Origin of the sequence: Frigoribacterium sp. PhB107 (assembly GCF_003751515.1) — a bacterium.
In the GTDB taxonomy this organism is placed as follows: Bacteria; Actinomycetota; Actinomycetes; order Actinomycetales; family Microbacteriaceae; genus Frigoribacterium.
Window position 1 is genome coordinate 1,105,861 of record NZ_RJKU01000002.1, and the last position, 23,314, is coordinate 1,129,174.

Annotated in this window: 17 protein-coding genes; 8 read left to right on the forward strand and 9 right to left on the reverse strand. The window is 73.1% G+C overall.

Annotated features, from left to right (window positions below):
* Window positions 1-22: 22 nt before the first annotated feature.
* On the reverse strand, window positions 23-2,089 hold the full coding sequence (locus EDF18_RS13415; RefSeq protein ID WP_123548232.1) for a M3 family metallopeptidase: 2,067 nt from the start codon (window positions 2,087-2,089) through the stop codon (window positions 23-25).
* A 35-nt stretch (window positions 2,090-2,124) separates the two neighbouring features.
* Between EDF18_RS13415 and EDF18_RS13420 the strand changes: the two genes are divergently transcribed.
* Window positions 2,125-2,979 (forward strand): methyltransferase domain-containing protein, encoded by an 855-nt coding sequence (locus EDF18_RS13420; protein ID WP_123548233.1) that lies wholly within the window; start codon window positions 2,125-2,127, stop codon window positions 2,977-2,979.
* A 322-nt stretch (window positions 2,980-3,301) separates the two neighbouring features.
* Here EDF18_RS13420 and EDF18_RS13425 read toward each other — a convergent pair whose 3' ends face one another.
* Both EDF18_RS13425 and valS read right to left on the reverse strand, forming a co-directional pair.
* Complete coding sequence (locus EDF18_RS13425; RefSeq protein WP_123548234.1) at window positions 3,302-3,556, reverse strand: hypothetical protein; 255 nt, start codon at window positions 3,554-3,556, stop codon at window positions 3,302-3,304.
* Entirely contained in the window at window positions 3,556-6,186 is a 2,631-nt protein-coding gene (valS, locus tag EDF18_RS13430) for a valine--tRNA ligase (RefSeq protein ID WP_233569142.1), read from the reverse strand. The genes EDF18_RS13425 and valS overlap by 1 nt, the downstream gene beginning before the upstream one ends.
* A gap of 283 nt (window positions 6,187-6,469) precedes the next feature.
* Between valS and proP the strand changes: the two genes are divergently transcribed.
* On the forward strand, window positions 6,470-8,014 hold the full coding sequence (gene proP, locus EDF18_RS13435; RefSeq protein ID WP_123548236.1) for a glycine betaine/L-proline transporter ProP: 1,545 nt from the start codon (window positions 6,470-6,472) through the stop codon (window positions 8,012-8,014).
* 128 nt (window positions 8,015-8,142) lie between these two features.
* Here proP and EDF18_RS13440 read toward each other — a convergent pair whose 3' ends face one another.
* The 4 genes from EDF18_RS13440 to EDF18_RS13455 are packed head-to-tail and all read right to left on the reverse strand — an operon-like array spanning window position 8,143 to window position 13,466.
* Entirely contained in the window at window positions 8,143-9,912 is a 1,770-nt protein-coding gene (locus EDF18_RS13440) for an ABC transporter ATP-binding protein (RefSeq protein WP_123548237.1), read from the reverse strand.
* Window positions 9,909-10,787, reverse strand: a complete 879-nt coding sequence (locus tag EDF18_RS13445) for an ABC transporter permease (RefSeq protein ID WP_123548238.1) — start codon at window positions 10,785-10,787, stop codon at window positions 9,909-9,911. The genes EDF18_RS13440 and EDF18_RS13445 overlap by 4 nt, the downstream gene beginning before the upstream one ends.
* Window positions 10,784-11,851, reverse strand: coding sequence for an ABC transporter permease (locus EDF18_RS13450; protein ID WP_123548239.1), 1,068 nt, complete (start codon window positions 11,849-11,851; stop codon window positions 10,784-10,786). Before EDF18_RS13450 ends, EDF18_RS13445 begins: the two co-directional genes overlap by 4 nt.
* Entirely contained in the window at window positions 11,829-13,466 is a 1,638-nt protein-coding gene (locus EDF18_RS13455; RefSeq protein WP_123548240.1) for an ABC transporter substrate-binding protein, read from the reverse strand. The genes EDF18_RS13450 and EDF18_RS13455 overlap by 23 nt, the downstream gene beginning before the upstream one ends.
* An 89-nt stretch (window positions 13,467-13,555) precedes the next feature.
* Here EDF18_RS13455 and EDF18_RS16380 point away from each other — a divergent pair, with 89 nt between their 5' ends.
* Window positions 13,556-14,188, forward strand: a complete 633-nt coding sequence (locus EDF18_RS16380; RefSeq protein WP_158614679.1) for a TetR/AcrR family transcriptional regulator — start codon at window positions 13,556-13,558, stop codon at window positions 14,186-14,188.
* Here EDF18_RS16380 and EDF18_RS13465 read toward each other — a convergent pair.
* A complete protein-coding gene (locus tag EDF18_RS13465; RefSeq protein ID WP_123548367.1) occupies window positions 14,185-14,685 on the reverse strand; it encodes a GtrA family protein in 501 nt (166 codons plus the stop codon). The genes EDF18_RS16380 and EDF18_RS13465 overlap by 4 nt on opposite strands.
* Before the next feature lie 266 nt (window positions 14,686-14,951).
* Here EDF18_RS13465 and EDF18_RS13475 point away from each other — a divergent pair, with 266 nt between their 5' ends.
* Complete coding sequence (locus EDF18_RS13475; RefSeq protein ID WP_158614680.1) at window positions 14,952-16,205, forward strand: LPXTG cell wall anchor domain-containing protein; 1,254 nt, start codon at window positions 14,952-14,954, stop codon at window positions 16,203-16,205.
* Window positions 16,206-16,272: 67 nt separating this feature from the next.
* Here EDF18_RS13475 and EDF18_RS13480 read toward each other — a convergent pair whose 3' ends face one another.
* Window positions 16,273-17,277: a cation diffusion facilitator family transporter gene (locus tag EDF18_RS13480; RefSeq protein WP_123548243.1), complete on the reverse strand. Its 1,005-nt coding sequence runs from the start codon at window positions 17,275-17,277 to the stop codon at window positions 16,273-16,275.
* 281 nt (window positions 17,278-17,558) lie between these two features.
* Between EDF18_RS13480 and ileS the strand changes: the two genes are divergently transcribed.
* From ileS to ndk, 4 genes are all read left to right on the forward strand, one after another.
* Window positions 17,559-20,840 (forward strand): isoleucine--tRNA ligase, encoded by a 3,282-nt coding sequence (gene ileS, locus EDF18_RS13485; RefSeq protein ID WP_123548244.1) that lies wholly within the window; start codon window positions 17,559-17,561, stop codon window positions 20,838-20,840.
* Window positions 20,837-22,240 (forward strand): folylpolyglutamate synthase/dihydrofolate synthase family protein, encoded by a 1,404-nt coding sequence (locus EDF18_RS13490; protein ID WP_123548245.1) that lies wholly within the window; start codon window positions 20,837-20,839, stop codon window positions 22,238-22,240. The genes ileS and EDF18_RS13490 overlap by 4 nt, the downstream gene beginning before the upstream one ends.
* The gene (locus tag EDF18_RS13495) at window positions 22,237-22,665 is read left to right on the forward strand and encodes a DUF4233 domain-containing protein (RefSeq protein ID WP_123548246.1); all 429 of its coding nucleotides are present in this window, start codon (window positions 22,237-22,239) and stop codon (window positions 22,663-22,665) included. Before EDF18_RS13490 ends, EDF18_RS13495 begins: the two co-directional genes overlap by 4 nt.
* Before the next feature lie 79 nt (window positions 22,666-22,744).
* Complete coding sequence (ndk, locus tag EDF18_RS13500) at window positions 22,745-23,161, forward strand: nucleoside-diphosphate kinase (protein ID WP_123548247.1); 417 nt, start codon at window positions 22,745-22,747, stop codon at window positions 23,159-23,161.
* Window positions 23,162-23,314 lie beyond the last annotated feature (153 nt).

Consider the following 23,314-nt stretch of genomic DNA (forward strand, 5'->3'; position numbering starts at 1 on the left):
TGTCCCCACGATGTCGACGGGGTCAGGCGAGGCCGCGGCGTTCCAGCAGCGGCTCGACCCGAGCGTCGCGGCCACGGAAGTCGCGGTAGGCCTCGAGGGGGTCCTTCGACCCGCCGACGCCGAGCAGACGCGCCCGGAACCGGTCGCCCGCTTCCCTGCTCAGTCCGCCGTTCTCCTCGAACCACTCGACGGCGTCGGCGTCCAGCACCTCGCTCCAGATGTACGAGTAGTAGCCCGCGTCGTAGCCGCCCGAGAAGGTGTGAGCGAAGTACGTGCTCGAGTAGCGAGGGGGCACCTGCGGGCGGTCCAGGCCGACCGCGGCCAGCGCCTCCTGCTCGAACGCCTCGACGTCGTCGACCCGGTCGGCCTGCTCGGGCGACAGCCTGTGCCACGCCTGGTCGAGCAGGGCGCTGGCGAGGTACTCGCTCGTCGCGAAGCCCTCCCCGTAGGTGCGCGAGGCGACGAGCTTCTCGACCAGCTCGCGGGGCATCCGCTCGCCCGTGACGTGGTGGACGGCGTAGTTCTCGAGCACCTCCGGCCAGAGCATCCACATCTCGTTGACCTGGCTCGGGAACTCCACGAAGTCGCGGAACACGTTCGTGCCCGAGAACGACGGGTAGGTGACCCGGGCCAACAGGCCGTGCAGGGCGTGGCCGAACTCGTGGAACAGCGTCGTCACCTCGTCGAGCGTGAGCAGGGTCGGCGAGCCGGCCGCGGGCTTCGAGACGTTGAGGTTGTTGACGACGACAGGCGGCAGGCCGAGCAGGTCCGACTGCGACACGAGCGGGTTCATCCACGCCCCGCCGCGCTTCGAGTCGCGGGTGTAGAGGTCGAGCACGTACAGGCCGACGGGCGCGCCGCCGTCCTCGGTCACCTCGAAGACCCGGGCCTCCGGGTGCGGGCCGACGAGGTCCCGCCGCTCGGCGAACTCGAGGCCGTAGAGGCGGGAGGCGGCGTGGAAGACACCGTCGTGCAGCACGCGGTCGGCCTCGAAGTAGTCGCGCATCGCGGCCGTGTCGACGTCGAAGCGCTCGGCACGGACCTTCTCGGCCCACCAGGTCCAGTCGGAGGCGCGGACCTCGCCGCCGTCGGTGTCGCTTCCGCTGCCGCTTCCCGCCTCGCTCGAGGCGAGCTGGCGTAGATCGGCGAGCTCGGCGGCGGCGTTCCGCGCCGCGGGCACCGCGAGCCGGCCGAGCAGCTCGGCGACGGCTGCCGGGCTGCCGGCCGTCTCGCCCGCCGTCACCCAGGAGGCGTGGTCCGGGAACCCGAGCAGGACGGCGCGCCGGGCCCGCAGCCGGGCGATCTCGAGCACGAGCGCCCGGGTGTCGTGCTCGCCGCCCCGCCGTCCGCGCGACAGGGAGGCGGCCATCACGCGCTCCCGCAGCGCCGGGTCGTCGAGCGACGCCAGCAGCGGGTGCCCGGTGGGCAGCACGAGCGACACGACCCAGGCGTCCTCGAGCCCGCGCTCCCGTGCCGCCTCGGCTGCCGCCCCGAGCTGGCCCTCGGTGAGGCCGCGCAGCTCGGCAGGGTCGTGCACGACGACCGCGAGGTCGTTCGTGTCGGCCAGCAGCGCCTTCTCGAAGCGGGTGGTCAGGGTCGAGAGCTCCTGGTTCAGCCTGCGGAGCACCTCCTTGTCGTCGTCGCCCAACGCGGCACCGGCCCGGCCGAAGTCGGCCACGGTGCGCTCGAGCAGGTAGCGCTGCTCGGCCGTGAGGTCGAGCTGGTCGCTCCTCGCGTCGAGAGCCTCGAGGCGACGCCACAGTCGGGGGTCGAGGCGGATCGCGTCGGCGTGCTCGGCGAGCCGTGGGGCGAGCTCGAGCTCGAGGGCGTCCGTGACGTCGTTCGAGTCGCTCGACGCCTTGTCGAAGAACGCGTGCTCGACGCGGGCGAGGATCCGCCCGCTGTGCTCGAGCGCCTCGAGGGTGTTCGCGAAGGTCGGCTCGGTCGGGTCCGTCGCCATCGCCTCGAGCTCGGCCCGCTGCTGCTCGAGGCCGGCCTCGAACGCCGGCAGCCAGTCGTCGTCGGTGATCTCGGCGAAGGGCGGCAGCGCGTACGGCAGGGAGCTCGGCTCGAGGAACGGGTTCGTCATCCGCCCACACTAGGAGGCTCGCTAGGGTCGGGCACATGAGCGAACCGACCGCACCGCGCGAGCCGACCGCACCGGGCGGACCCGCCGCACCGCGCGCGACGTACACCCACGGGCACCACGAGAGCGTGCTGCGGAGCCACGCGTGGCGCACGGTCGAGAACAGCGCCGCCTACCTCGTGCCGCACCTGCGCCCCGGGCTGTCGCTGCTCGACGTCGGGTGCGGGCCGGGCACGATCACCGTCGACCTCGCCGAGCGGCTCGCCCCGGGGCGCGTCGTCGGGGTCGACGCGGCGGCCGGGATCGTCGCGCAGGCCGCCGGGCTTGCAGCCGAGCGCCGGGTCGAGAACATCGAGTTCGTCACGGCCGACCTGTACGAGCTTCCCTTCGACGACGACACGGTCGACGTCGTGCACGCGCACCAGGTGCTCCAGCACGTAGCGGATCCCGTCGGGGCGCTCCGCGAGATGCGTCGAGTCGCCCGGCCCGGGGGAGTCGTCGCCGTGCGCGAGGTCGACTACCACGGCACCATCTGGGCCCCGGAGTCGCCCGGCCTCGACCGGTGGATGGACGTCTACCAGCAGGTGCACCGCGGCAACGGCGGCGAGCCCGACGCCGGGAGGCGCCTCAAGGGCTGGGCGCTCGAGGCCGGCCTCGAGGCGGTCGTCAGCACCGCCTCCTCGTGGTGCTTCGCCTCTGACGAGGAGCGCACCTGGTGGGGCGACAGCTGGGCCGCGCGCGCCACCGAGTCCGCGTTCCACGGGGACGCGATCGCGAAGGGGGTCGCGACCGACGCGGAGTTGCACGGGATCGCCGACGCGTGGCGCGCGTGGCGGGACGCTCCCGACGGGTGGCTGCTCATGCCGCACGGCGAGATCGTCGCCCGAGCCTGACCCGCGTCTCGGCGAGCGCCTTCCGCAAATGCCGACCTCAGCCCCCTGATAGCGGGAAATCCGGGTACGGGACGGGCTGAGGGGGCTCGACAGTCGGCATTTGCCGAGTTGCGGGGTGCGGGGTGCGGGGTGTCGGGTGCGAGGGGCGACGTGCGAGCAGTGTCGGGGCAGAGCAGGGCAGAGCAGGGCAGAGGCGGGGAACACGGAGAGCGAGAGGGATCCGCGGCCGCGCGAACGGTCTGCAGGGGCAGACCGGGCTCGGCGGGGCGGATCCCTCTCGGACCACGGGGGTGAGGACTCGGAGGTGGGTGCTCGGCCCGGGCTAGTCCTCGTCGGGGGCGTCGTCGGGCGCGTGCACGTGTGCCTCGCCCGTGACGGCGTCCACGCGGATCACCGTGCCGTCGTCGAGCTCGACGACGGGTCGGTGCTCGAGGTACGTGAGCGTCCAGCGCCAGGACGACGCGTCGACGCCCTCGTCGGCGAGCTCGCGCTCGACCTGGGCGACCGCGCCGAGCACGGGGGCGGGGAGGCTGGCCGGAGCCGCGCCTCCCACGCTCCACCGCGTGCCGAGCTGCATCAGGCGCCCGCAGCCGGGGTCGGTGCCGCCGCAGCAGGCGCGACCGCCGCCTCCGGCAGCTCGCCCAGCTCGATCGCGGTCACCGCCAGCGACTCGCCCTCGACGAAGTCCAGCGACTGGATCTTGCCCACGGCGGCCAGGTCGGAGGCTGCCCCGCGGAGCACCTCGAGCTGGTCGGCCGGCGCCGAGATGGTCGCCGAGACGACCGGCGTCTTCTGCGAGGCCTTGGCGTCCGACTTCGCCCGGCGGACGCCGATCAGCGCCTCGCCGACGAGACCGAGCAGGCCGGTGGGCACGCCCACCTCGCCGAGCTCGGCTGCCGTCGGCCAGGAGGCGCGGTGCACGGAGTCGTCGTGCGTCCACGACCACACCTCCTCCGTCGCGAACGGCAGGTACGGCGCCAGCAGGCGCAGCAGGCCGTCGATCGTCGTGCGCAGGGCGAGCACGGCCGAGGCCTGCTCGGCCGGCGTCGTCGCCCCGTAGGCGCGCTCCTTGACGAGCTCGAGGTAGTCGTCGCAGAAGGTCCAGAAGAACTTCTCGGTGACCTCGAGCGCACGGGCGTGGTCGTAGCCCTCGAGCGCCTCGGTGGCGGTCGAGACGACGGCGGCGAACGACGCGAGCAAGTCGCGGTCGAGCGGCTCGGTGATCGAGAACTCGCCCGACGGCAGCTCGAACGAGTACACGAACTTGGCCGCGTTGAGCACCTTGATCGCCAGGCGGCGGCCGATCTTGATCTGCTTCGGGTTCTGCGGGTCGAAGGCCGCGTCGGTGCCGAGCCGGCTGGAGGCGGCCCAGTAGCGGACCGCGTCGGAGCCGTGGTCGTCGAGCATCGCGGCGGGCGTCACGACGTTGCCCTTCGACTTCGACATCTTCTTGCGGTCCGGGTCGACGATGAAGCCCGAGATCGAGGCGTCCGTCCACGGCACCGTGCCGTGCTCGAGCTGCGACCGCAGCGCCGTCGAGAACAGCCAGGTGCGGATGATGTCCTGGCCCTGCGGGCGCAGGGAGTACGGGAACACGAGCTCGAACAGCTCAGGGTCGGCCTCCCAGCCGCCGGCGAGCTGGGGCGTGAGCGACGAGGTCGCCCAGGTGTCCATCACGTCGAGCTCGCCCTGGAACCCGCCGGGCACGCCGCGCTGGGACTCGTCGTAGCCGGGCGCCGGGTCGCTCGACGGGTCGACGGGCAGCGACGCCTCGTCGGGCACGATCACGTCGTCGAAGACGGGGTTGCCGTCGGCGTCGAGGGGGTACCAGACGGGCAGCGGCACGCCGAAGAAGCGCTGGCGCGAGATGAGCCAGTCGCCGTTGAGGCCGTTGACCCAGTTCTCGTAGCGCACGCGCATGAAGTCGGGGTGGAAGCCGACCTCGCGGCCGCGCTCGAGCAGCGACTGCTGCAGGGCCTCGTCGCGGGCGCCGTTGACGATGTACCACTGGCGGGTCGAGACGATCTCGAGCGGCTTGTCGCCCTTCTCGAAGAACTTGACGGGGTGCGAGATCTTGCGGATCTCGCCGATCAGCTCGCCCGAGGCCGTCAGCTGCTCGACGATGGCGGCCTTGGCGCTGAAGACCGTCTTGCCGGCGAGCTGGGCGTAGGCCTCGCGGCCCGCCTCCGACTCGATCGCGGCCGGGGCCTCGCTGACGAAGCGGCCGTCGAAGCCGATCACGGCACGGTTCGGCAGCTGCAGCTCGCGCCACCACACCACGTCGTTCGTGTCGCCGAAGGTGCAGACCATGGCGATGCCCGAGCCCTTGTCGGGCTGGGCGAGGTGGTGCGCCACCACGGGGACCTCGACGTCGAAGAGCGGCGAGCGCACGGTGGTGCCGAAGAGGGCCTGGTAGCGCTCGTCGTCGGGGTGCGCGACGAGGGCCACGCAGGCGGGCAGCAGCTCGGGACGCGTCGTGTCGATCAGCACGTCGCCCTCGCCGTCCGTGCGGTGGAAGGCGAGCTTGTGGTACGCGCCCGGCACCTCCTTGTCCTCCAGCTCGGCCTGCGCGACCGCGGTGCGGAAGGTGACGTCCCACAGGGTGGGCGCGTCGGCCTGGTAAGCCTCGCCGCGGGCCAGGTTGCGGAGGAACGCCTTCTGCGCCATCGCCTGCGAGCGGTCGTCGATCGTGCGGTAGCTCTGGGTCCAGTCGACCGAGAGGCCGAGCTTGCGCCAGACGTCCTCGAACTGCTTCTCGTCCTCGACGGTGAGGCGCTCGCAGAGCTCGACGAAGTTGCGGCGCGAGATCGGCACCTGGTCGGCGGCCTTCGCCGACTTGCCGTCGCCGCCCTCGAACGGCGGCGTGAACGACGCGTCGTAGGGGAGCGACGGGTCGCAGCGCACCCCGTAGAAGTTCTGCACGCGACGCTCGGTCGGCAGGCCGTTGTCGTCCCAGCCCATCGGGTAGAAGACGCTGGCGCCGCGCATGCGCTCGAAACGCGCCTTGACGTCGGTGTGCGTGTAGCTGAAGACGTGGCCGATGTGCAGGCTGCCCGACGCGGTCGGCGGCGGGGTGTCGATGGAGAACACGGAGGCGCGGGTCGCCTGGTCACGGTCGAACCGGTAGGTGCCCGACTCCTCCCAGACCTGGCCCCAACGGGCCTCCAGCCCCTCGAGGGCGGGCTTCTCGGGCATCGGTGACGTCATGGGCTGCTCCGGTTCTGTGGGCGGCGCCGTGTCGGTGGGGAGGCGCCTGGTTGTGGGACTGCCCCAGTGTACGCGCGGCGGGGACGGCGGCCGGGGCGACGACGAGGGGCGGCGACAGGGCGGCTGCGGAGGAGGCGTCATGGTCGTCGTCGACGAAAAGTGCGGTCAGGGCACTGTTGCGACCACTGCACTGGATCTGACATGCCGGTCTCTGTTAGCCTCGTCCGGTTTTGCCCGACACCGTGGTCGCGCTCCGTCCGACCACCCGGAGGTATCCCGACACATGGCCTTACGCAAGAACGACACCCGCAAGAACAGCCCGGAGGCCGCGCGCCGCGAGCTCACCACGGACGACGTCACCGTCGTCGAGGAGTCGATGCTCAAGCGCGCCGTCAGCGCCGCCGCGCTCGGCAACGCCATGGAGTGGTTCGACTTCGGCGTCTACGCCTACATCACCACGACCATCGCGCAGGTCTTCTTCCCGCCCGGGAACGACGCCCTCAACATCCTCTTCACCTTCGGCACCTTCACCGCGGCCTTCGTGGTCCGCCCGATCGGCGGCGCGTTCTTCGGGCCGCTCGGCGACCGCATCGGCCGGCAGAAGGTGCTCGCCATGACCATGATCCTGATGGCCGCGGGCACGCTGGCGATCGGCCTCATCCCGTCGTACGCGACCATCGGCATCTGGGCCCCGATCCTGCTGCTGCTGGCGCGCCTCCTGCAGGGCTTCTCGACCGGCGGCGAGTACGGCGGTGCCGCGACCTTCATCGCCGAGTACTCGCCCGACAAGCGCCGCGGCTTCATGGGCTCGTGGCTCGAGTTCGGCACCCTCGGCGGCTACGTGCTCGGCGCCTCCCTCGTGACCGCCCTGCAGCTCGGCCTGAGCGAGGAGGCGCTGCTCGGCTGGGGCTGGCGCATCCCGTTCATCGTCGCCGGGCCGCTCGGCCTGATCGGCCTCTACCTGCGCCTCAAGCTGGAGGAGACCCCGGCGTTCCAGAAGCAGCAGGCGGAGGCGTCGGAGCGCGAGCACCAGAAGGTCCCGTTCCTCAAGCTCTTCCGTGAGAACTGGCGTGCGCTCATCGTCTGCGTGGGCCTCGTGCTGGTCTTCAACGTGACCGACTACATGCTGCTGTCGTACATGCCGACCTACCTGACCAACACCCTCGGCCGCGACGCCACGAGCGGGCTGCTCTTCATCATCGTGGTGATGGTGCTGATGATGCTCGTCATCACGTTCGGCGGGCGGCTCAGCGACCGCTTCGGTCGCCGGCCCGTGCTCTTCGCCGGCTGCATCGGGTTCCTGGTGCTGTCGTTCCCGGCGCTCCGCATGGTGCAGAGCGACAACGGCGTCCTGTCGTTCGCGGGCCTGCTCGTGCTCGGCCTCGTGCTCGTCACCTTCACGTCGACGATGCCCTCGACGCTGCCCGCGCTGTTCCCGACGATCATCCGCTACGGCGCCCTCGCGATCGCGTTCAACGTGTCGGTGTCGCTCTTCGGCGGGACCACCCCCCTCGCCACGGAGGCGCTGGTCGTCTGGGCAGAAGGCCGCGGCTTCGGCTGGGCCCACGACATCCCCGCGTTCTACCTGATGGCCGCCGCGGTGATCGGCCTCGTCGCCGTCTCGTTCACCAAGGAGACGGCCAACGAGCCGCTGCTCGGCTCGGGCCCGTCCGTCGCGACCGACGCCGAGGCCCAGGAGCTGATCGCCGCGTACTCGGACGAGTCGAGCGACGTGTCGAAGTCGGACTGGGCGCTCGCGTTCGCGGAGTCGGGACCGATCCAGGTCGTCCGCCCGCCGGCCGACGACGAGGCGTCCGCGAAGGCCTAGCGCCCCGCGTCCCCCTTCACGTCGAGACCCCTCGGACGCGCGCGCACCCGCGTGCGCGGCGAGGGGTCTCCGTGGTTCTCGGGGTGTCGGCGCAGCGGCGCGGCGCAGCGCGGCAGGGCGGCCCCGCGCTAGGGGCGCGCCGCGAGCAGGGCCCGCGTGTGCTCGTGCCGGGGAGCCGCGAACACCTCGGCCGTCCGGCCCTGCTCGACGACCCGCCCGTGCTGCATCACCGCGACGCGGTCGGCCATGTGCCCGACGACGTCGAGGTCGTGCGAGATGAGCAGGTAGGCCAGGCCCTCCTCGCGCTGCAGGTCGTCGAGCAGGTCGAGCACCTGGGCCTGCACCGAGACGTCGAGGGCCGACACCGGCTCGTCGCAGACGATGACCCTCGGGCGTGCGGCCAGGGCGCGGGCGATCGCCACGCGCTGCCGTTGACCTCCCGACAAGGAGGCGGTGCCCCGGTCGGCCAGGTCGGCCGCGAGCCCGACCCGGTCGAGCAGGGCGACCACGTCGCGACGGAGGGCGCCGCTGCCGACGCGCGTGCGGTCGCCGCCCGTGAGCGCGTCGGCGAGCAGCCTGCCCACCGGCAGCCGCGGGTCGAAGGAGCTCGCCGGGTCCTGGTAGACGGCGCCCAGCAGCCGGCGTCGGGCACGGCGGTCCCGTTCGTGCAGCGGTGTCCACGGCTCGCCGAGCAGTTCGACCGTGCCGGCGTCGGGGGCGTCCAGCCCGAGCAGGAGGCGCGCGGTCGTCGTCTTGCCGCTCCCGGAGGCGCCCACCAGGCCGAGCGTCTCGCCCGCGCGCAGCTCGAGGGAGACGCCGTCGACGGCGACCCGGTCGGGCACCGCGCCGCGCGCCGGGAACACGCGGCGGAGGCCGCTTGCGGAGAGCACGACGGGCGCGGCCGGCGTGTCGAGCGCCCGTGCCGCCGCCGTTTGCGCTTCGGCACGCGATGAACTGCGTTCCGGACGATGAACCGGGACATGCCCCGGTTCATCGTCCATAACGCGGTTCACGGAGGACGACACGGCACGAGTCGGCGCCTCGGCGGCTGGCGCGGGCTGATCCGCGTCCGGCGGCGTGCCGGCGCTCGCGGCAGCCGGCGCGGACAGCCGCGCGCCGCGGGGCGCCCCGGCAGGCAGGGCCGCGACGAGCATGCGCGTGTACTCGTGCTCGGGCGCGTCGAGCACCTCGGCCGTCGGCCCGGTCTCGACGACCTCGCCCGCCCGCATCACGACGACCCGGTCGGCGAGTCGGCGCACGACGCCGAGGTCGTGGCTGATCATCAGCACGGCCGTCCCCCCGTCGCGCAGCGCGCGCAGCCGGTCGACGACGACCCGCTGCACCTCGGCGTCGAGCGCTGTGGTTGGCTCGTCGGCCACGACCAGCTCGGGCCGGACGGCGAGGGCTGCCGCGATCAGCGCCCGCTGGCGCAGCCCGCCCGACAGCTCGCCCGAGCGGGAGCCGAGCCGCGCCTCCGGGTCGGGCATGCCCACCTCGACCAGCGCCTCCAGGGCCCGCTCCCGCCGCTGTCGGGGCGTCAGGCGGGTCTGCAGCCGGAGCGCGTCGTCGATCTCCCGGCCGATCGGGCGGAGCGGGTCGAGCGACACGAGCGCGTCCTGCAGCACGAGGCCCACCCGCGCGCCGCGCACGCGACGCCAGGCGCGCTCGCCGAGGCCCGCGAGGTCGGTCTCGCCGAGCGTCAGCCGGCGGGAGGCGACCGTCCCGCCCGTGAGCCCGAGCAGCGCGCGCGCGGTCACGCTCTTGCCCGACCCCGACTCGCCCACGATCGCGACGCACTCGCCGGCCGCGAGCGTGAACGAGACCCCGTCGACGACCGTGCCGGAGCCGAACGACACGCGGAGGTCGTCGACGACGAGGAGGGGAACGGAGGCGGTCACGAGGCTCCTCCGCCCCGGCGCGCGAGCCCCCGGCCGAGCACCGTCGCCGAGGCGGCGGTCAGCACCACGGCGAGCCCGGGGAACACCGTCATCCACCACGCGCTCGTGACGTACAGGCGGCCCGCCGAGAGCATGGCGCCCCACTCCGGGGCGGGCGGCGGCGCGCCGAGGCCGAGGTAGCTGAGCGACGACGCCCAGACGACGGCCTGGCCGAGGCCCAGCGTCGCGAGCACGACGACGGGCGCGAGGGCGTTCGGCAGCACGTGCCGCCAGAGCACGGTCGCGGGGCGGCGGCCCAGCACGACCGCGGCCTCGACCATGGCCGAGCGCCGGACGCGGACGACCTGGCTCCGCACGATGCGCGCGTAGCCCGGCGCGGTGGCGAGGCCGACCGCGACGGTCGCGGGGAGGGCGCCCGGCCCCGTGAACGCGATGACGACGAGCGCGAGCAGGAGGCCCGGCAGCGCGAACATGACCTCGAGGAGGCGTGACACCGCCACGTCGGCGACGCGCCCCGGCAGGCGCCCGCCCCCGAAGCCCGCAGCCACGCCGAGGAGGACGCCGAGGCCCGTGCCGATCACCGTCGCGGCGGCCCCGATCGCGAGGCTGGCGCCGGCTCCGTGGACGATGCGGGTCCAGATGCCGCGGCCGGACTCGTCCGTGCCGAGGGGGTGCGCGAGCGAGGGCGCCGTGAACGCGTTCGTCGGCGAGACGGCCAGGGGATCGGCGGGGGCGAGCAGCCCCGGCGCGATCGCCGCCACGACGACGAGCGCGAGGGCGACGGCGGCGACGACCTCGGGGACGCGGAGGCGCGGGCGAGGCGATCGGGTGCGGAGCCGGCCACGCGCCGGCCGGGTGCTCGACACGACGCTCACGACGCCCGCGCCCGAGGGTCGACGAGCCGCTCGGCCAGGTCGCCGAGGGCCACGACGACCACGTACGAGAGCGCGGAGGCGAGGGCCACGCCGGTGACGAGCGGGATGTCCCGCAGCGTCACGGCCCCGAGCAGGGTGCGGCCGAGGCCGGGCCGGGCGAAGACCGACTCGACGACGACCGCCCCGCTCAGCAGCGAGCCGAAGGCCCAGCCGGAGAGGGCCAGGCCGGGCAGGGCGGCGTGCCGCAGCAGGTGCCGCCCGAAGAGCCCGGAGGTCGACTCGCCCCGGGCGCGGGCGGAGAGGGCGAACGGCGACGAGGCCGCGTCGAGCAGGGAGTCGCGCGTCACCTGGCCGAGGAACCCGGCGACGGGCACGGCCAGCGTCACCACCGGCAGCACGAGGCCGATCGGGGTGCCCGTGCTCACCGGGGGCAGCAGGCCGAGCTGGGTGCTGAGCACCAGCACGAGCACGCTGCCGAGCCAGAAGTGCGGCACCGCGGCCGCCACGACCTCGAGGCCGGACGAGACGGCGGCGGCGACCCGGCCGCCCAGCGTGGCCCACCAGGCGGTCCCCAGCGCGATCAGCCAGGCGACGGCGAGCGCGCACGCCGCCAGCACGACCGTGCCGGGCAGCTGGTCGAGCAGCAGCGCGCCGACGTCCGTGCGGAGCGAGTACGAGGTGCCGAGGTCGCCGGTCGCGAGACGGCCGAGCTGGGCCAGGTACTGCAGGAGGAGGGGGTCGTCCAGCCCGTACTGCTCGCGCACCAACGCCAGCGCCTCGGCCGACGCCTGCGACCCCGGACCCCCGAGGATCGCCTCGGCGGGGTCGCCGGGCACCAGCCGGATCGCGAAGAAGACCATGGTCGCGACCGCCCAGAGCACGACCACGCCGCCGACGACGCGACCGGCCAACCACCGGGCCGCCGCTGCCGCGCGCCCGCGCCTCCTCCGCTCCGTCCCCGCGAGCGACGGCGAGGACGCGTCGTCGGTGGTGGGGGGAGCGGTCGAGGAGGCGCGGCTCGCCGCGGCGTCGCGCCCCGGCTCAGTCGGTACGGGAAGCGTCATACAGGGTGACGGCCGAGACCGGCGGCAGGGCGCGGACGCCGGTCACGGACGAGCGCACGAGGTAGTGGTTCTGCTGGTCGTAGAGCGGCAGCACCGTGTAGCTCTCGAGGACGATCTCCTGTGCCTGCTGGTAGAGGTCGGCCCGCTCGTCGGGGTCGCTCGTCTGCGCGGCGTCGGTCAGCAGCTGGTCGAGGTCAGGATCGCTCAGCTGCGCCAGGTTGGCGAAGTAGCCGCTCGGCGCGGGCGTGATGCCGGCCGTGTCGTAGAGGATGCGCAGCACGTCGGGTCCGACCTTCGTGTACGGAGCGCTGACCAGGTCGTAGTCGTTCTCGGCGAGGGCGCCGTACCAGCTCGACAGGTCGAGGGGAGACAGCACGACCTCGATGCCCAGCTGCTTCGCGCCGGCCTGGATCTGCTCGAAGAGCGACTGCTCGGCGGGGATCGACTGGTTCGTGCTCACGGGGAACTCGAGGGAGAGGCGCTCGCCGCCCTTGGTGCGGTAGCCGTCGGAGTCGCGCTCCGTCCAGCCGGCCTCGTCGAGCAGGTCGCCGGCGGCGTCGGGGTCGACGTCGAACAGCGACTCGTCCGAGTACGCGAGCGGCTCGACGCTCGAGAGGGGCGAGTACGACCGCTCCGCCGTGCCGAAGAAGAGCGAGTCGATGCCGTCGTTCACGTCGACCCCGGTGATGAAGGCCTGACGCACTCGCTCGTCGTCGAAGGGCGCCTTGCCCGAGTTCAGCTCGATGCGGTTCGCGGCGCCGGGGCGGGGCGCGTCGATCTCGTCGAGCGAGTCGTCCTTCTCGGCGGCGACGAGGGTGTCGGGCTGGACGTTGTCGATCACGTCGACCTGCCCGGCCTGGAGGGCCGCGTAGCGGGCGGCGGAGTCCGGGACGAAGCGCCAGACGACCTCGTCGAGGTGGGCGGGGCCGTCGTGGGAGGCGTCGGCGGGCGGCGACGAGTAGTCGTCGTTGCGGCTCAGCACCACGCGGTCCTGCTTGGTCCAGGACTCGACCACGAAGGGGCCCGTGCCGACCGGCGACTCGCAGTTCGCCTCCTGGGAGCGCTCGAGCGCCTCCGGCGACTCCATGGCGAGCCACGGCTGCGTCAGCGACTCGAGCAGCGCGCTGTCGGGCTCGCTCAGGTCGAAGCGGGCGGTCCGGGCGTCGACCGCCTCGACGCCGGTGACCTTCTGCAGGGCGAGGTAGCCGGTCGACGAGAGCGTCTCGGGATCTTGCAGATGCGCGACGTTCGCGGCGACGGCTGCCGCGTCGAAGGGTGTGCCGTCGGTGAACGAGACGCCGTCGCGCAGGGTGAAGGTCCAGCTGAGGCCGTCGTCCGACTCCTCCCACGAGTCGGCGAGCCACGGCACGATCTCGCCCGCCGAGTCCTTCGACACGAGCGACTCGAGGTACTGCGTCGAGACGAGAGCCTGAGGGTAGTTGCCGCCGACGTGGGGGTCGAGGCAGGTGGGCTCGGCGTCGCCCGTGGCGTAGGTCAGGGTGCCGCCGGCCCGCGGGGTCCCGTCGTCGGACGAGTCGCCGCCGGGGGCGCAGCCCGCGAGCAGCAGGGCGCCGGCCGAGGCGAGGGCGAGCAGGGGGAGTGAGCGCGTGCGCATGGGGCTCCGGAGGTGTGCGGCGAGGTGGGTTGGTTTGTTGAACTGGGTACAACAAGGCCGTGGACGAGTCTAGCGGCATGATTGACCCCATGTCAGACGAGACGACGTCCCGCAGCGCCCGGCCCTCGGGACGGCCGCGACGGTCGTCGGCCGACGTCCTCGCCGACGCCGCGGCCGAGCTGTTCCTCGAACAGGGCTGGTCCCGCACGACGGTGGACCAGATCGCGCAGCGGGCAGGGGTGAGCCGCGGCACGTTCTTCAACTACTTCGAGTCGAAGGCGGACACGTTCTGGCTCGACCTCGACGCGACGGCGGCGGGCCTCGGGGACGCCCTCCGCGCCTCCTCGGGCACCTCGCCCGTGCGGCGGGTCGAGGCCGCGCTCGTGCAGCTCGCCGCCGCGCACCCTGCCGACCGTGTGCCGTGGGCCCTCACCCAGTCGGAGGCGATGGGCCTCGGCGACGACCTCGTGTCGTCGGCGGCCGTCCGCCTCGTGCGGATCCGCGCGACGGTCGCGTCGTTCCTCTGCGAGACCGCCGACGCGCCGCGCGGGGACGTCGGGGCCGAGGTGGCGGCGTCGGCGCTGCTGGCGGCGGCGGCCACCGCCGTCGTCACGTGGGCGCGGACGGGCGTGCGCCGACGACCACTCGACGAGGAGGTGGCGGCGGCCCTGGCTCCCGTGGCCGACGGCCTCGCGCGCACCGACCGCCTCGCGGACGGCTAGGCCGTGGGGGTGGAGGCGGTCGAGGGCGAGACGGGGGACAGCACGTCGTCGAGCTGGGCGCGCTTCGGGAACACCCACTTGTTCATCGCCCAGTAGCGGAAGACCATCGCGAGCATCGTGCCGATGACGGGGCCGCTGACGAAGTCCGCGATCTCCTGGGTCGTGCGTGAGACCTGGGGCACCTCGAAGCCGAGACCATAGCGCGACAGGTACAAGGGGGCCGAGTTGATCGCGACCCCGATGACGCTGACGACGACGAAGAGCAGCATCTCCTGGCCGGTGTGGCGGTCGCCGCGGTCGTCGAACGACCACTTCTTGTTCATCCAGTACGACACGACGGTCGCGACGATGATGCCGAGCGACAGCGCGGTCACGGGGTGCTGGGGGATGACGAAGAGCTTGAGCCCGTAGTTGATCACCATGGTGATGACGAAGCCGATGCCGCCGACCACGAGGAAGCGGAGGGCGGAGGGGTGGGCCTTGGCCAGCCGGATCATCGTGCGCACAGATCGACGCTACAGGGGCTCCCTAAGAAGGCGCCGGGCGTTGTCCCCTCCGCGCAGGCGAGTGGTCCGGTCGGTCGGGGAGATGAGGCGGGTCGGTCGGGAGGATGACTTACGGCAACGGTCCGGTCACGGCATGAGGATCGCTCGTCACGTGCCCCTACTGTGAGCGGAGGACGGCCTCACGAGGCCGGGAGCGCCGTGCTCGGGGGTGGGTCGAGGGCACGGCGGCCACCTCGACTCACACGAGAGAGAAGATCATGAAGAACACTGTGTCGGCCGCTGTGGCGCTGCCGACTGCCATCGTCATCGCCCTGGGGGGACTCCTGATGACGACGCCCGCGGCACATGCCGAGACGGCGCCCGTCGAGCAGGCCGACGGGGCGGCCGCCCCCGTCGCGGTCGACGCGCCCAGCGTCGCCGCGGAGCCGGATGCCGCGTCGGACGTCGGGGACGCGACGCCCGCCGAGCCGTCCCCGGAGGAGGGCGACGCAGGGACCGCCGTGGAGGCGCCGGACGCCGAGGAGGTGCCCGACGGCGAGGTCGCGCCTCCTGTCGTCGAGGCGCCTGTCGCCGAGGCACCGGTCGCCGACGGGGGCGTCCTGACGCCCGCGGAGGTGCCGGTCGTCGAAGACGAGGCGGCAGCCGACGAGGCAGCAGCCGCGCCCGGCTTCGAGGTCACGTCCCCGACTGCGGAGGGCGAGCTCGCGTTCCGCGGCGGCGTCGTCGTCACCGGGACCGTCCCGGAGGGCAGCAGCGTCAGCATCGTCGTGAGCAACGGGACGTCGCTCCGGGCTGCGGTCACGGGGACGACCTTCCGCGAGGCGATCGCCATCGACCCCGCTCCGTTCATGGTCGACTACCAGGTGACGGTCACGGCGTCCGCGGCCGACGGGAGCCCGCTCGGCTCGATCGTGCGCGAGGTCCTCGTGCTCGGGCAGCTGGCCTCCGACGCTCCCGTCATCACGTCGCCCGTCGACGGATCGCAGGTGGACGGGGACGTCGTGCCCTTCGGGGACACCGACACGCGGAGGTTCGTCGTCTCGGGGACGGGGACGCCGGGAGAGCTCCTGGACATCGAGCTCTTGATGCTCGACCCCGAGACGGGCTGGGGATACGGGCACGACCCCGTCTCCGTCGGGGCGGACGGCACCTGGTCGACCCCGGTGTGGCTCCCGGTGGGCCTCGCACGCGTCTCCATCGCCCAGCAGTCCTACGACGAGGACGGATTCGCCACGACGCTGCCGTCGGCGTTCGCGAGCATCGACGTGCGGGTCGGGCCGGAACCGGCGCCCGTCGTGCTGGCGCCCTCGGCACCGGCGCCCGTCGTGCTGGCGCCCGTCGTCGCCCCGAGTGCCGTCCGCCCGGCCGCCGTGGTCCCGCGGACGACGTCCTCGCTGGCCCACACGGGCACGGACGAGGCGACCCCGTGGGCGGGAGCGCTCGGCCTCGGGCTGATGCTCGCGGGCCTCGGCGGAGTCGGCGTGGCCCGGCGTCGAGCGCGGCGCGCCTGACGCACGGACACCACGGAGGGCCCGTCTCCTGCTCGGAGGCGGGCCCTCCCGTGTGGCGGAGCAGACGTCAGCGACGCGGCTGCAGGCTCGGCTCGTCCGGCGTCGAGAGGGTGAGCACCGCCTCCTCGACGACGTCGTGCTCCTCCAGCTCGCGCTCGACGCGGCGGAGCGCGACGGCGACGTGCTCCTCGGTGTCGTCACCCGTCATGTCGACGGCGGCGACCAGGTAGAGGCGGCTCGGCCCGACGAACTCCGTGTGCAGGTAGGTGACGCGGGCGATCTCGGGCCGGGCGAGCAACCGCTCGAGCACCGTGGTCTCGAGCTCGTCGCTCGGGCTCTCGCCGACCAGGAACCTGCGGTTGCGGTCGACGAGCACCAGGGCGACGACCCCGAGCAGCACGCCGACGAGGATCGAGCCGACGGCGTCGAACACCGCCGAGCCCGTGACCTGGTGCAGGAAGATGCCGAGGAACGCGATCAGCAGGCCGACGAGAGCGGCGGCGTCCTCGGCGAAGACGGCGCGCAGGGTCGAGTTCGAGCTCCGGAGCACGTAGCGCAGGGTGGGCACCTGCCCGGCCCGGGCGCTGCCGCGGGCCTGGCGGAAGGCCTGGAGGAACGACGTCCCCTCGAGGAGGAAGGCCACGCCGAGCACGACGTAGTTGACGAGGTAGTCCTCCGCCTCCTCGGCAGCGCCGAGCTGGGAGATGCCGTGTTGGATCGACACCACGGCGCCGACGGTGAACAGCCCGAACGCCGCGAACATCGACCAGACGTAGGTCTCCTTGCCGTAGCCGAGCGGGTGGTCGTCGTCCCTCTTCTTCACGCCCCGCTTGTCGGCGATGAAGAGGAAGATCTCGTTGCCCGTGTCGGCCCACGAGTGCGCCGACTCGGCCACCATCGACGCGGAGCCCGTGAGGAACGCCGCGACGGTCTTCGCCACGGCGATCAGCAGGTTCGCGAGGAACGCCACGATCACCGTCGTCGTGCTCTCGGGCTTCGGCGCGGACCCGGCGCCGGGCTCGGTGGGCGGCTCGGTCGCCGCGGACGGCGCCGCGGAGGGCTCTGGTGTCATGCTGCCGATTCTGCACTGCCTGCACCTGATCGCGTCCCGCCTCCTCGGCTCGTATGATGGACGAGCACTGATCCGGCCATCACCGGGGAGCACTCGGCAGAACGCGTCGATCGTCCCGACACCGGGGCAGGAGGCGTCACTAGACCCGAGCGGGGCAGGCCCGTCACAGCCGCAGCAGAGAGGTCGTCCCGCCAGGGGCGGCAAGCGAGGTGGTACCGCGCCGACCGAGAACCCTCGGCAGGCGTCCTCGTGGACGGACATCCGCAGCACCTGGAGCCCCCATGGCCTACAAGCCGGTACCCGCATCGCCCCGGTTCCCCGACGTCGAGCAGGGCGTGCTCGCCTTCTGGCGTCGCGACGACACCTTCCAGGAGTCGATCCGCGCCCGCGAGGGCAGCGACGAGTGGGTCTTCTACGACGGCCCGCCCTTCGCCAACGGCCTGCCGCACTACGGGCACCTCCTCACCGGCTACGCCAAGGACGTGTTCCCGCGGTACCAGACCATGCGCGGCAAGCAGGTGCACCGCCGGTTCGGCTGGGACACCCACGGCCTGCCCGCCGAGCTCGAGGCCATGCGCCAGCTCGGCATCACCGAGAAGCACCAGATCGACGACATGGGCATCGGCGCGTTCAACGCCGCGGCGCGCAGCTCGGTGCTGCAGTACACCGACGAGTGGCAGGGCTACGTCACCCGCCAGGCCCGCTGGGTCGACTTCGACGACGACTACAAGACCCTCGACGTCAGCTACATGGAGAGCGTCCTCTGGGCCTTCAAGCAGCTGTGGGACAAGCAGCTCGCGTACGAGGGCTTCCGGGTGCTGCCCTACTGCTGGCACGACCAGACGCCTCTGTCGAACCACGAGCTCCGCATGGACGACGACGTCTACAAGATGCGCCAGGACCAGACGGTCACCGTCGCGTTCCCCCTCGTCGGGGCCAAGGCCGAGTCGCTCGGCCTGACCGGCGTCGAGGCGCTCGCCTGGACGACGACCCCGTGGACGCTGCCGACGAACATGGCGCTCGCCGTGGGGCCCGACATCTCGTACGTGACGGTGCCGCACGCCCTGCTGCCCGGCGAGCGCACGGGCGACCAGCAGCTGCTCACGGGCAGCGTGTTCCTGCTCGCCGCCGACACCCTCGCGGCCTACGCGAGGGACCTGGGCTACGAGTCGCCCGAGGCGGCCCAGGCCGCCGTCACGGCGACCTTCGCCGGCGCCGAGCTCGAGGGCGTCGAGTACGACCGCATCTGGGACGTCTACGCCGACACGGAGGCGTGGGGCACCGAGAACGCCTGGCGCCTGCTCGTCGCCGACTACGTCGCGACCGGCGAGGGCACCGGCATCGTGCACCAGGCGCCCGCCTACGGCGAGGACGACCAGCTGGTCTGCGCCGCCGCGGGCATCCCCGTCATCGTGTCGGTCGACGAGGCCGGCCGCTTCCTGCCGATGTTCGACGAGCTCGGCGTCGCCGGGCTGCAGGTGTTCGACGCCAACAAGGTGCTCGTGCAGCGCCTCCGGGCCGACGGCCGCCTCGTACGGCTCGCGAGCTACGAGCACAGCTACCCGCACTGCTGGCGCTGCCGCAACCCGCTGATCTACAAGGCGGTCTCGAGCTGGTTCGTCCGCGTCACCGACGTGCGCGACCGGATGGGCGACCTCAACCAGGAGATCACCTGGGTGCCCGAGAACGTGAAGGACGGCCAGTTCGGCAAGTGGGTCGCGGGCGCCCGCGACTGGTCGATCTCGCGAAACCGCTACTGGGGCTCGCCGATCCCCGTCTGGCGCAGCGACGACCCGGCGTTCCCGCGCACCGACGTCTACGGCTCGCTGGCCGACCTCGAGGCCGACTTCGGCCGCCTGCCGACGAACGAGCAGGGCGAGCCCGACCTGCACCGTCCGTACATCGACGACCTGACCCGGCCGAACCCCGACGACCCCTCGGGGCAGAGCACGATGCGCCGCATCGAGGACGTCTTCGACGTCTGGTTCGACTCGGGCTCGATGCCGTTCGCGCAGGTGCACTACCCGTTCGAGAACCAGGAGTGGTTCGAGTCGCACGCCCCCGCCGACTTCATCGTCGAGTACATCGGGCAGACGCGGGGCTGGTTCTACGTCATGCACGCGCTGTCGACGGCGCTCTTCGACCGGCCCGCGTTCTCGAACGTGATCAGCCACGGCATCGTGCTCGGCTCGGACGGACAGAAGATGTCGAAGAGCCTCCGCAACTACCCCGACGTCTCCGAGGTCTTCGACCGGGACGGCGCCGACGCGATGCGCTGGTTCCTGATGTCCAGCTCGGTCATCCGCGGCGGCAACCTCGTCGTCACCGAGGAGGGCATCCGCGAGGGCGTCCGGCAGTTCCTGCTGCCGCTCTGGAGCACCTACTACTTCTTCACCCTCTACGCGAACGCCGCCGACGGCGGCAGCTCGGGAGGCGAGGGCCGGCACGTCGCGGACGGCCTGGTCGCGACCTGGCGGACCGACTCGACCGACGTGCTCGACCGGTACCTGCTGGCCAAGACGCGCCTCCTCGTGACCGACGTCGAGCGGCACCTCGACGCGCTCGACTCGCCGCTCGCGGCGGCCGCCCTGCGCGACTTCGCCGACGTGCTCACCAACTGGTACGTGCGCCGGTCGCGCGACCGTTTCTGGGCCGGCGACGACCGCGACGCCTTCGACACGCTCTTCACGGTCCTCGAGACGGTCACGCGCGTCGCCGCGCCCCTGGCGCCGCTCGTCACGGAGGAGATCTGGAAGGGCCTCACCGGCGGTCGCAGCGTGCACCTCACCGACTGGCCCGACGCCTCCTCGTTCCCCGAGGACGACGCCCTCGTCGCCTCGATGGACGCCGTCCGCGCGATCGCGTCGTCGGGCCTGGCGCTCCGCAAGGCGACCGGCCTGCGCGTGCGCCTGCCGCTGGCCCGCCTCACCGTCGTCGCGCCCGACCCAGCCGGCCTCGAGCCGTTCGGCTCGATACTCCGCGACGAGCTGAACGTCAAGGAGGTGGCGTTCACGCCCCTGACGGAGGAGAGCCTCGGCGAGTGGGGCGTCACCCGCAAGCTGACCGTCAACGCCCGTGCGGCAGGGCCCCGCATCGGCAAGCAGGTGCAGCAGGTCATCCCGGCCGCCAAGAAGGGCGACTGGGCCCCCGCCGGCGAGAACGTCGTCGTCGGCGGCGTCGAGTTGCTGCCGGGCGAGTTCACCCTCGAGCTGGCGGTCGACGACCCGTCGGCGGCGATCGCCTTCGTCGGCGACGGCGGCTTCGTGCTGCTCGACACGGCCACGACGCCCGAACTCGAGGCCGAGGGCCTGGCCCGCGACGTGGTCCGGGCCGTGCAGCAGGCACGCAAGGCCGCGGGCCTCGACGTGTCCGACCGGGTCGTGACGACCGTGGCGACCGACGCGGTCGCGGCCGCGGCGCTCGGGACGCACCGCGACATGGTGCAGGCCGAGACCCTGACGACCGAGCTGGTCGTCGACGTGCAGGACGACGTCGCGGGACGCGACGGGAAGGTCGCGGTCGGCTCCGGCTCAGCCGTGACGGTGGAGGTGCGACGAGCGTGAGCCCGAAGAAGAGCAAGAAGGACGACGGCGCGGGCCAGGGCGACGGCGAGTTCGCCGCCGAGGCGACCCGGGTGCACGACGAGCTGCTGGCCCGCGTGGGGGAGTCCGCCCCCGAGCCGCGCCTGTCGGCCACGCGCCGGGCCGTCGAGCTGCTCGGCGACCCGCAGCGTGCCTACCCCGTGATCCACATCACGGGCACCAACGGCAAGACGTCGACGAGCCGCATGATCGAGAGCGTCCTCCGCGCCCACGGACTCCGGACCGGGCTCATGACGAGCCCCCACCTGGTGCGACTCAACGAGCGCATCGTCGTCGACGGCGAGCCGATCAGCGACGAGCGCCTCGTCGCCAACTGGGACGACATCCAGCCTTACCTGACGATGGTCGACACCGAGCTCGAGGCGGCGGGCGAGCCGACGCTCACGTTCTTCGAGGCGCTCACGGCGCTCGCCTTCGCGTGCTTCGCCGACGCCCCGGCCGACGTCGTCGTGCTCGAGGTAGGCATGGGCGGCGAGTGGGACAGCACGAACGTCGCCGACGGCCAGGTCGCGGTCTTCACGCCGATCGCGCTCGACCACCAGGCCCGGCTGGGGTCGACCGTCGAGGCCATCGCCCGGACCAAGGCCGGCATCGTGAAGCCGGCCGCGTCGGTCGTCAGCGCGGCCCAGCTGCCGGAGGCGCTGGCCGAGCTGCAGCGCGCGGCCGAGCTCACCGAGTCGTCGCTGGCCGTCGAGGGCGTCGCCTTCGGCGTCGAGTCCACGACGGTGGCGGTGGGCGGCCAGGTCGTCACGATCCGCGGCGTGGCCGGCCGCTACGAGGACTTGCTCCTGCCGCTCTTCGGCGACCACCAGGCGCAGAACGCGGCCGTCGCGGTGGCCGCGGTCGAGTCGTTCCTCGGCAGCGGCAGCCAGGCGCTCGACCACGACGTGCTCGCCGAGGGGCTCGCCGCGGCGACGTCGCCCGGGCGGCTGCAGATCGTGGCCAACGAGCCGACCATCCTCGTCGACGCGGCCCACAACCCGCACGGCGCGCGAGCACTCGCCAAGGCGATCGACGACTACTTCCAGTTCGGACGCGTCGTCGCGGTGCTCTCGGTCCTCGCCGACAAGGACGCGGCGGGCATCGTCCGCGCGCTCTCGGGCACGGTCGACCAGTTCGTCGTCACGCAGAGCGGCTCCGACCGCTCCGTGGACGCCGACGAGCTCGCGGCCGTGGCGGTCGGCGTCGTCGGGGCCGCACGCGTCGTGGTCGAGACCGACCTCGTGGCGGCGCTCCGCACGGCCCGCGACCTCGCGGACGAGGCCGAGGGCGACGAGCCCGGCGGCGTCGTGGTGGCGGGGTCGATCACGCTGGTCGGCGACGTGCTCGCGCTCTCGCAGGCCGAGGGCGGGCTCTCGTGACCGAGGCCCCGCCTCCTGCGGACCCCACCGGCCGCGCGCGCCCGACGCGCCGCGCGCGCCCGACGCGCCGGGCGCGTCGACGCGGCGCGGCCGAGAGCCTGCTGTCGATCGTGCTCGTGCTCGAGGCCATGTCGCTGTTCTTCGTCATGCTCGTCGTCAACGGACGCGACCTGCTGCCCACGGGCGTTGCCTTCGGCGGCGGCCTCGGCGCCATCGTCCTGATCCTCCTCGTGTCGCGCACCCTGCGCTGGCGGTGGGGGATCGTGCTCGGCTGGGTCGTCCAGCTCGGGCTCGTCGCCTGCGGTCTCCTCGACCCCGTCATGTACGTCGTCGCGGCCCTCTTCGTCGCGATCTGGACCTACTGCCTCGTCAAGGGCACCCAGCTCGACCGCCTGAACGCGGCGCGCTTCGGCCCGCAGCCCTGACGGCTCGCGCCGCCGCCGCCCCGCGACCACAGCCCACCAGCCACCCGAACCACCACCCGCCCCACACGAAGGAGCACCAGTGACCGACCTCCAAGAGACCCTCGTCCTCGTCAAGCCCGACGGCGTCGCCCGCGGCCTCACCGGCGAGATCCTCCGCCGCATCGAGGCGAAGGGCTACTCGCTCGTCGACCTGCGCCTCGTCCAGGCCGACCGCGACCTGCTCGCCCAGCACTACGAGGAGCACGTCGGCAAGCCGTTCTACGAGCCGCTCGTCGAGTTCATGCAGAGCGGCCCCACCGTCGCGATCCGCGTCGCGGGCAACGGCGTGATCCCGGGCTTCCGTTCGCTCGCCGGCACGACAGACCCGACCACCGCCGCCCCCGGCACGATCCGCGGCGACCTCGGCCGCGACTGGGGCCTCGCCGTGCAGCAGAACCTCGTGCACGGCAGCGACAGCCCCGAGAGCGCCGCGCGCGAGCTCGCTCTCTGGTTCTGATCCCTTTGAACCCTTGACCGAGGAGGGGCGGGGGGGGGGGGGGGGGGCGGCGCCCCCCCCCCCCCCCCCGGGGGGGGGGGGGGCGGGGGGGGGGGGGGGGGGCGGGGGGGGGGCGGCGGGGGGGGGCGGGGGGGGGGGGGGCGGGCGGCGGGG

What these genes read in the sequence shown, in the direction of transcription:
- EDF18_RS13415 (WP_123548232.1), bottom strand. Translation starts at nt 2,089, where the DNA reads ATGACGAACCCGTTCCTCGAGCCGAGCTCCCTGCCGTACGCGCTGCCG.
- EDF18_RS13420 (WP_123548233.1), top strand. Translation starts at nt 2,125, where the DNA reads ATGAGCGAACCGACCGCACCGCGCGAGCCGACCGCACCGGGCGGACCC.
- EDF18_RS13425 (WP_123548234.1), bottom strand. Translation starts at nt 3,556, where the DNA reads ATGCAGCTCGGCACGCGGTGGAGCGTGGGAGGCGCGGCTCCGGCCAGC.
- valS (WP_233569142.1), bottom strand. Translation starts at nt 6,186, where the DNA reads ATGACGTCACCGATGCCCGAGAAGCCCGCCCTCGAGGGGCTGGAGGCC.
- proP (WP_123548236.1), top strand. Translation starts at nt 6,470, where the DNA reads ATGGCCTTACGCAAGAACGACACCCGCAAGAACAGCCCGGAGGCCGCG.
- EDF18_RS13450 (WP_123548239.1), bottom strand. Translation starts at nt 11,851, where the DNA reads ATGACGCTTCCCGTACCGACTGAGCCGGGGCGCGACGCCGCGGCGAGC.
- EDF18_RS13455 (WP_123548240.1), bottom strand. Translation starts at nt 13,466, where the DNA reads ATGCGCACGCGCTCACTCCCCCTGCTCGCCCTCGCCTCGGCCGGCGCC.
- EDF18_RS16380 (WP_158614679.1), top strand. Translation starts at nt 13,556, where the DNA reads ATGTCAGACGAGACGACGTCCCGCAGCGCCCGGCCCTCGGGACGGCCG.
- EDF18_RS13465 (WP_123548367.1), bottom strand. Translation starts at nt 14,685, where the DNA reads ATGATCCGGCTGGCCAAGGCCCACCCCTCCGCCCTCCGCTTCCTCGTG.
- EDF18_RS13475 (WP_158614680.1), top strand. Translation starts at nt 14,952, where the DNA reads ATGAAGAACACTGTGTCGGCCGCTGTGGCGCTGCCGACTGCCATCGTC.
- EDF18_RS13480 (WP_123548243.1), bottom strand. Translation starts at nt 17,277, where the DNA reads ATGACACCAGAGCCCTCCGCGGCGCCGTCCGCGGCGACCGAGCCGCCC.
- ileS (WP_123548244.1), top strand. Translation starts at nt 17,559, where the DNA reads ATGGCCTACAAGCCGGTACCCGCATCGCCCCGGTTCCCCGACGTCGAG.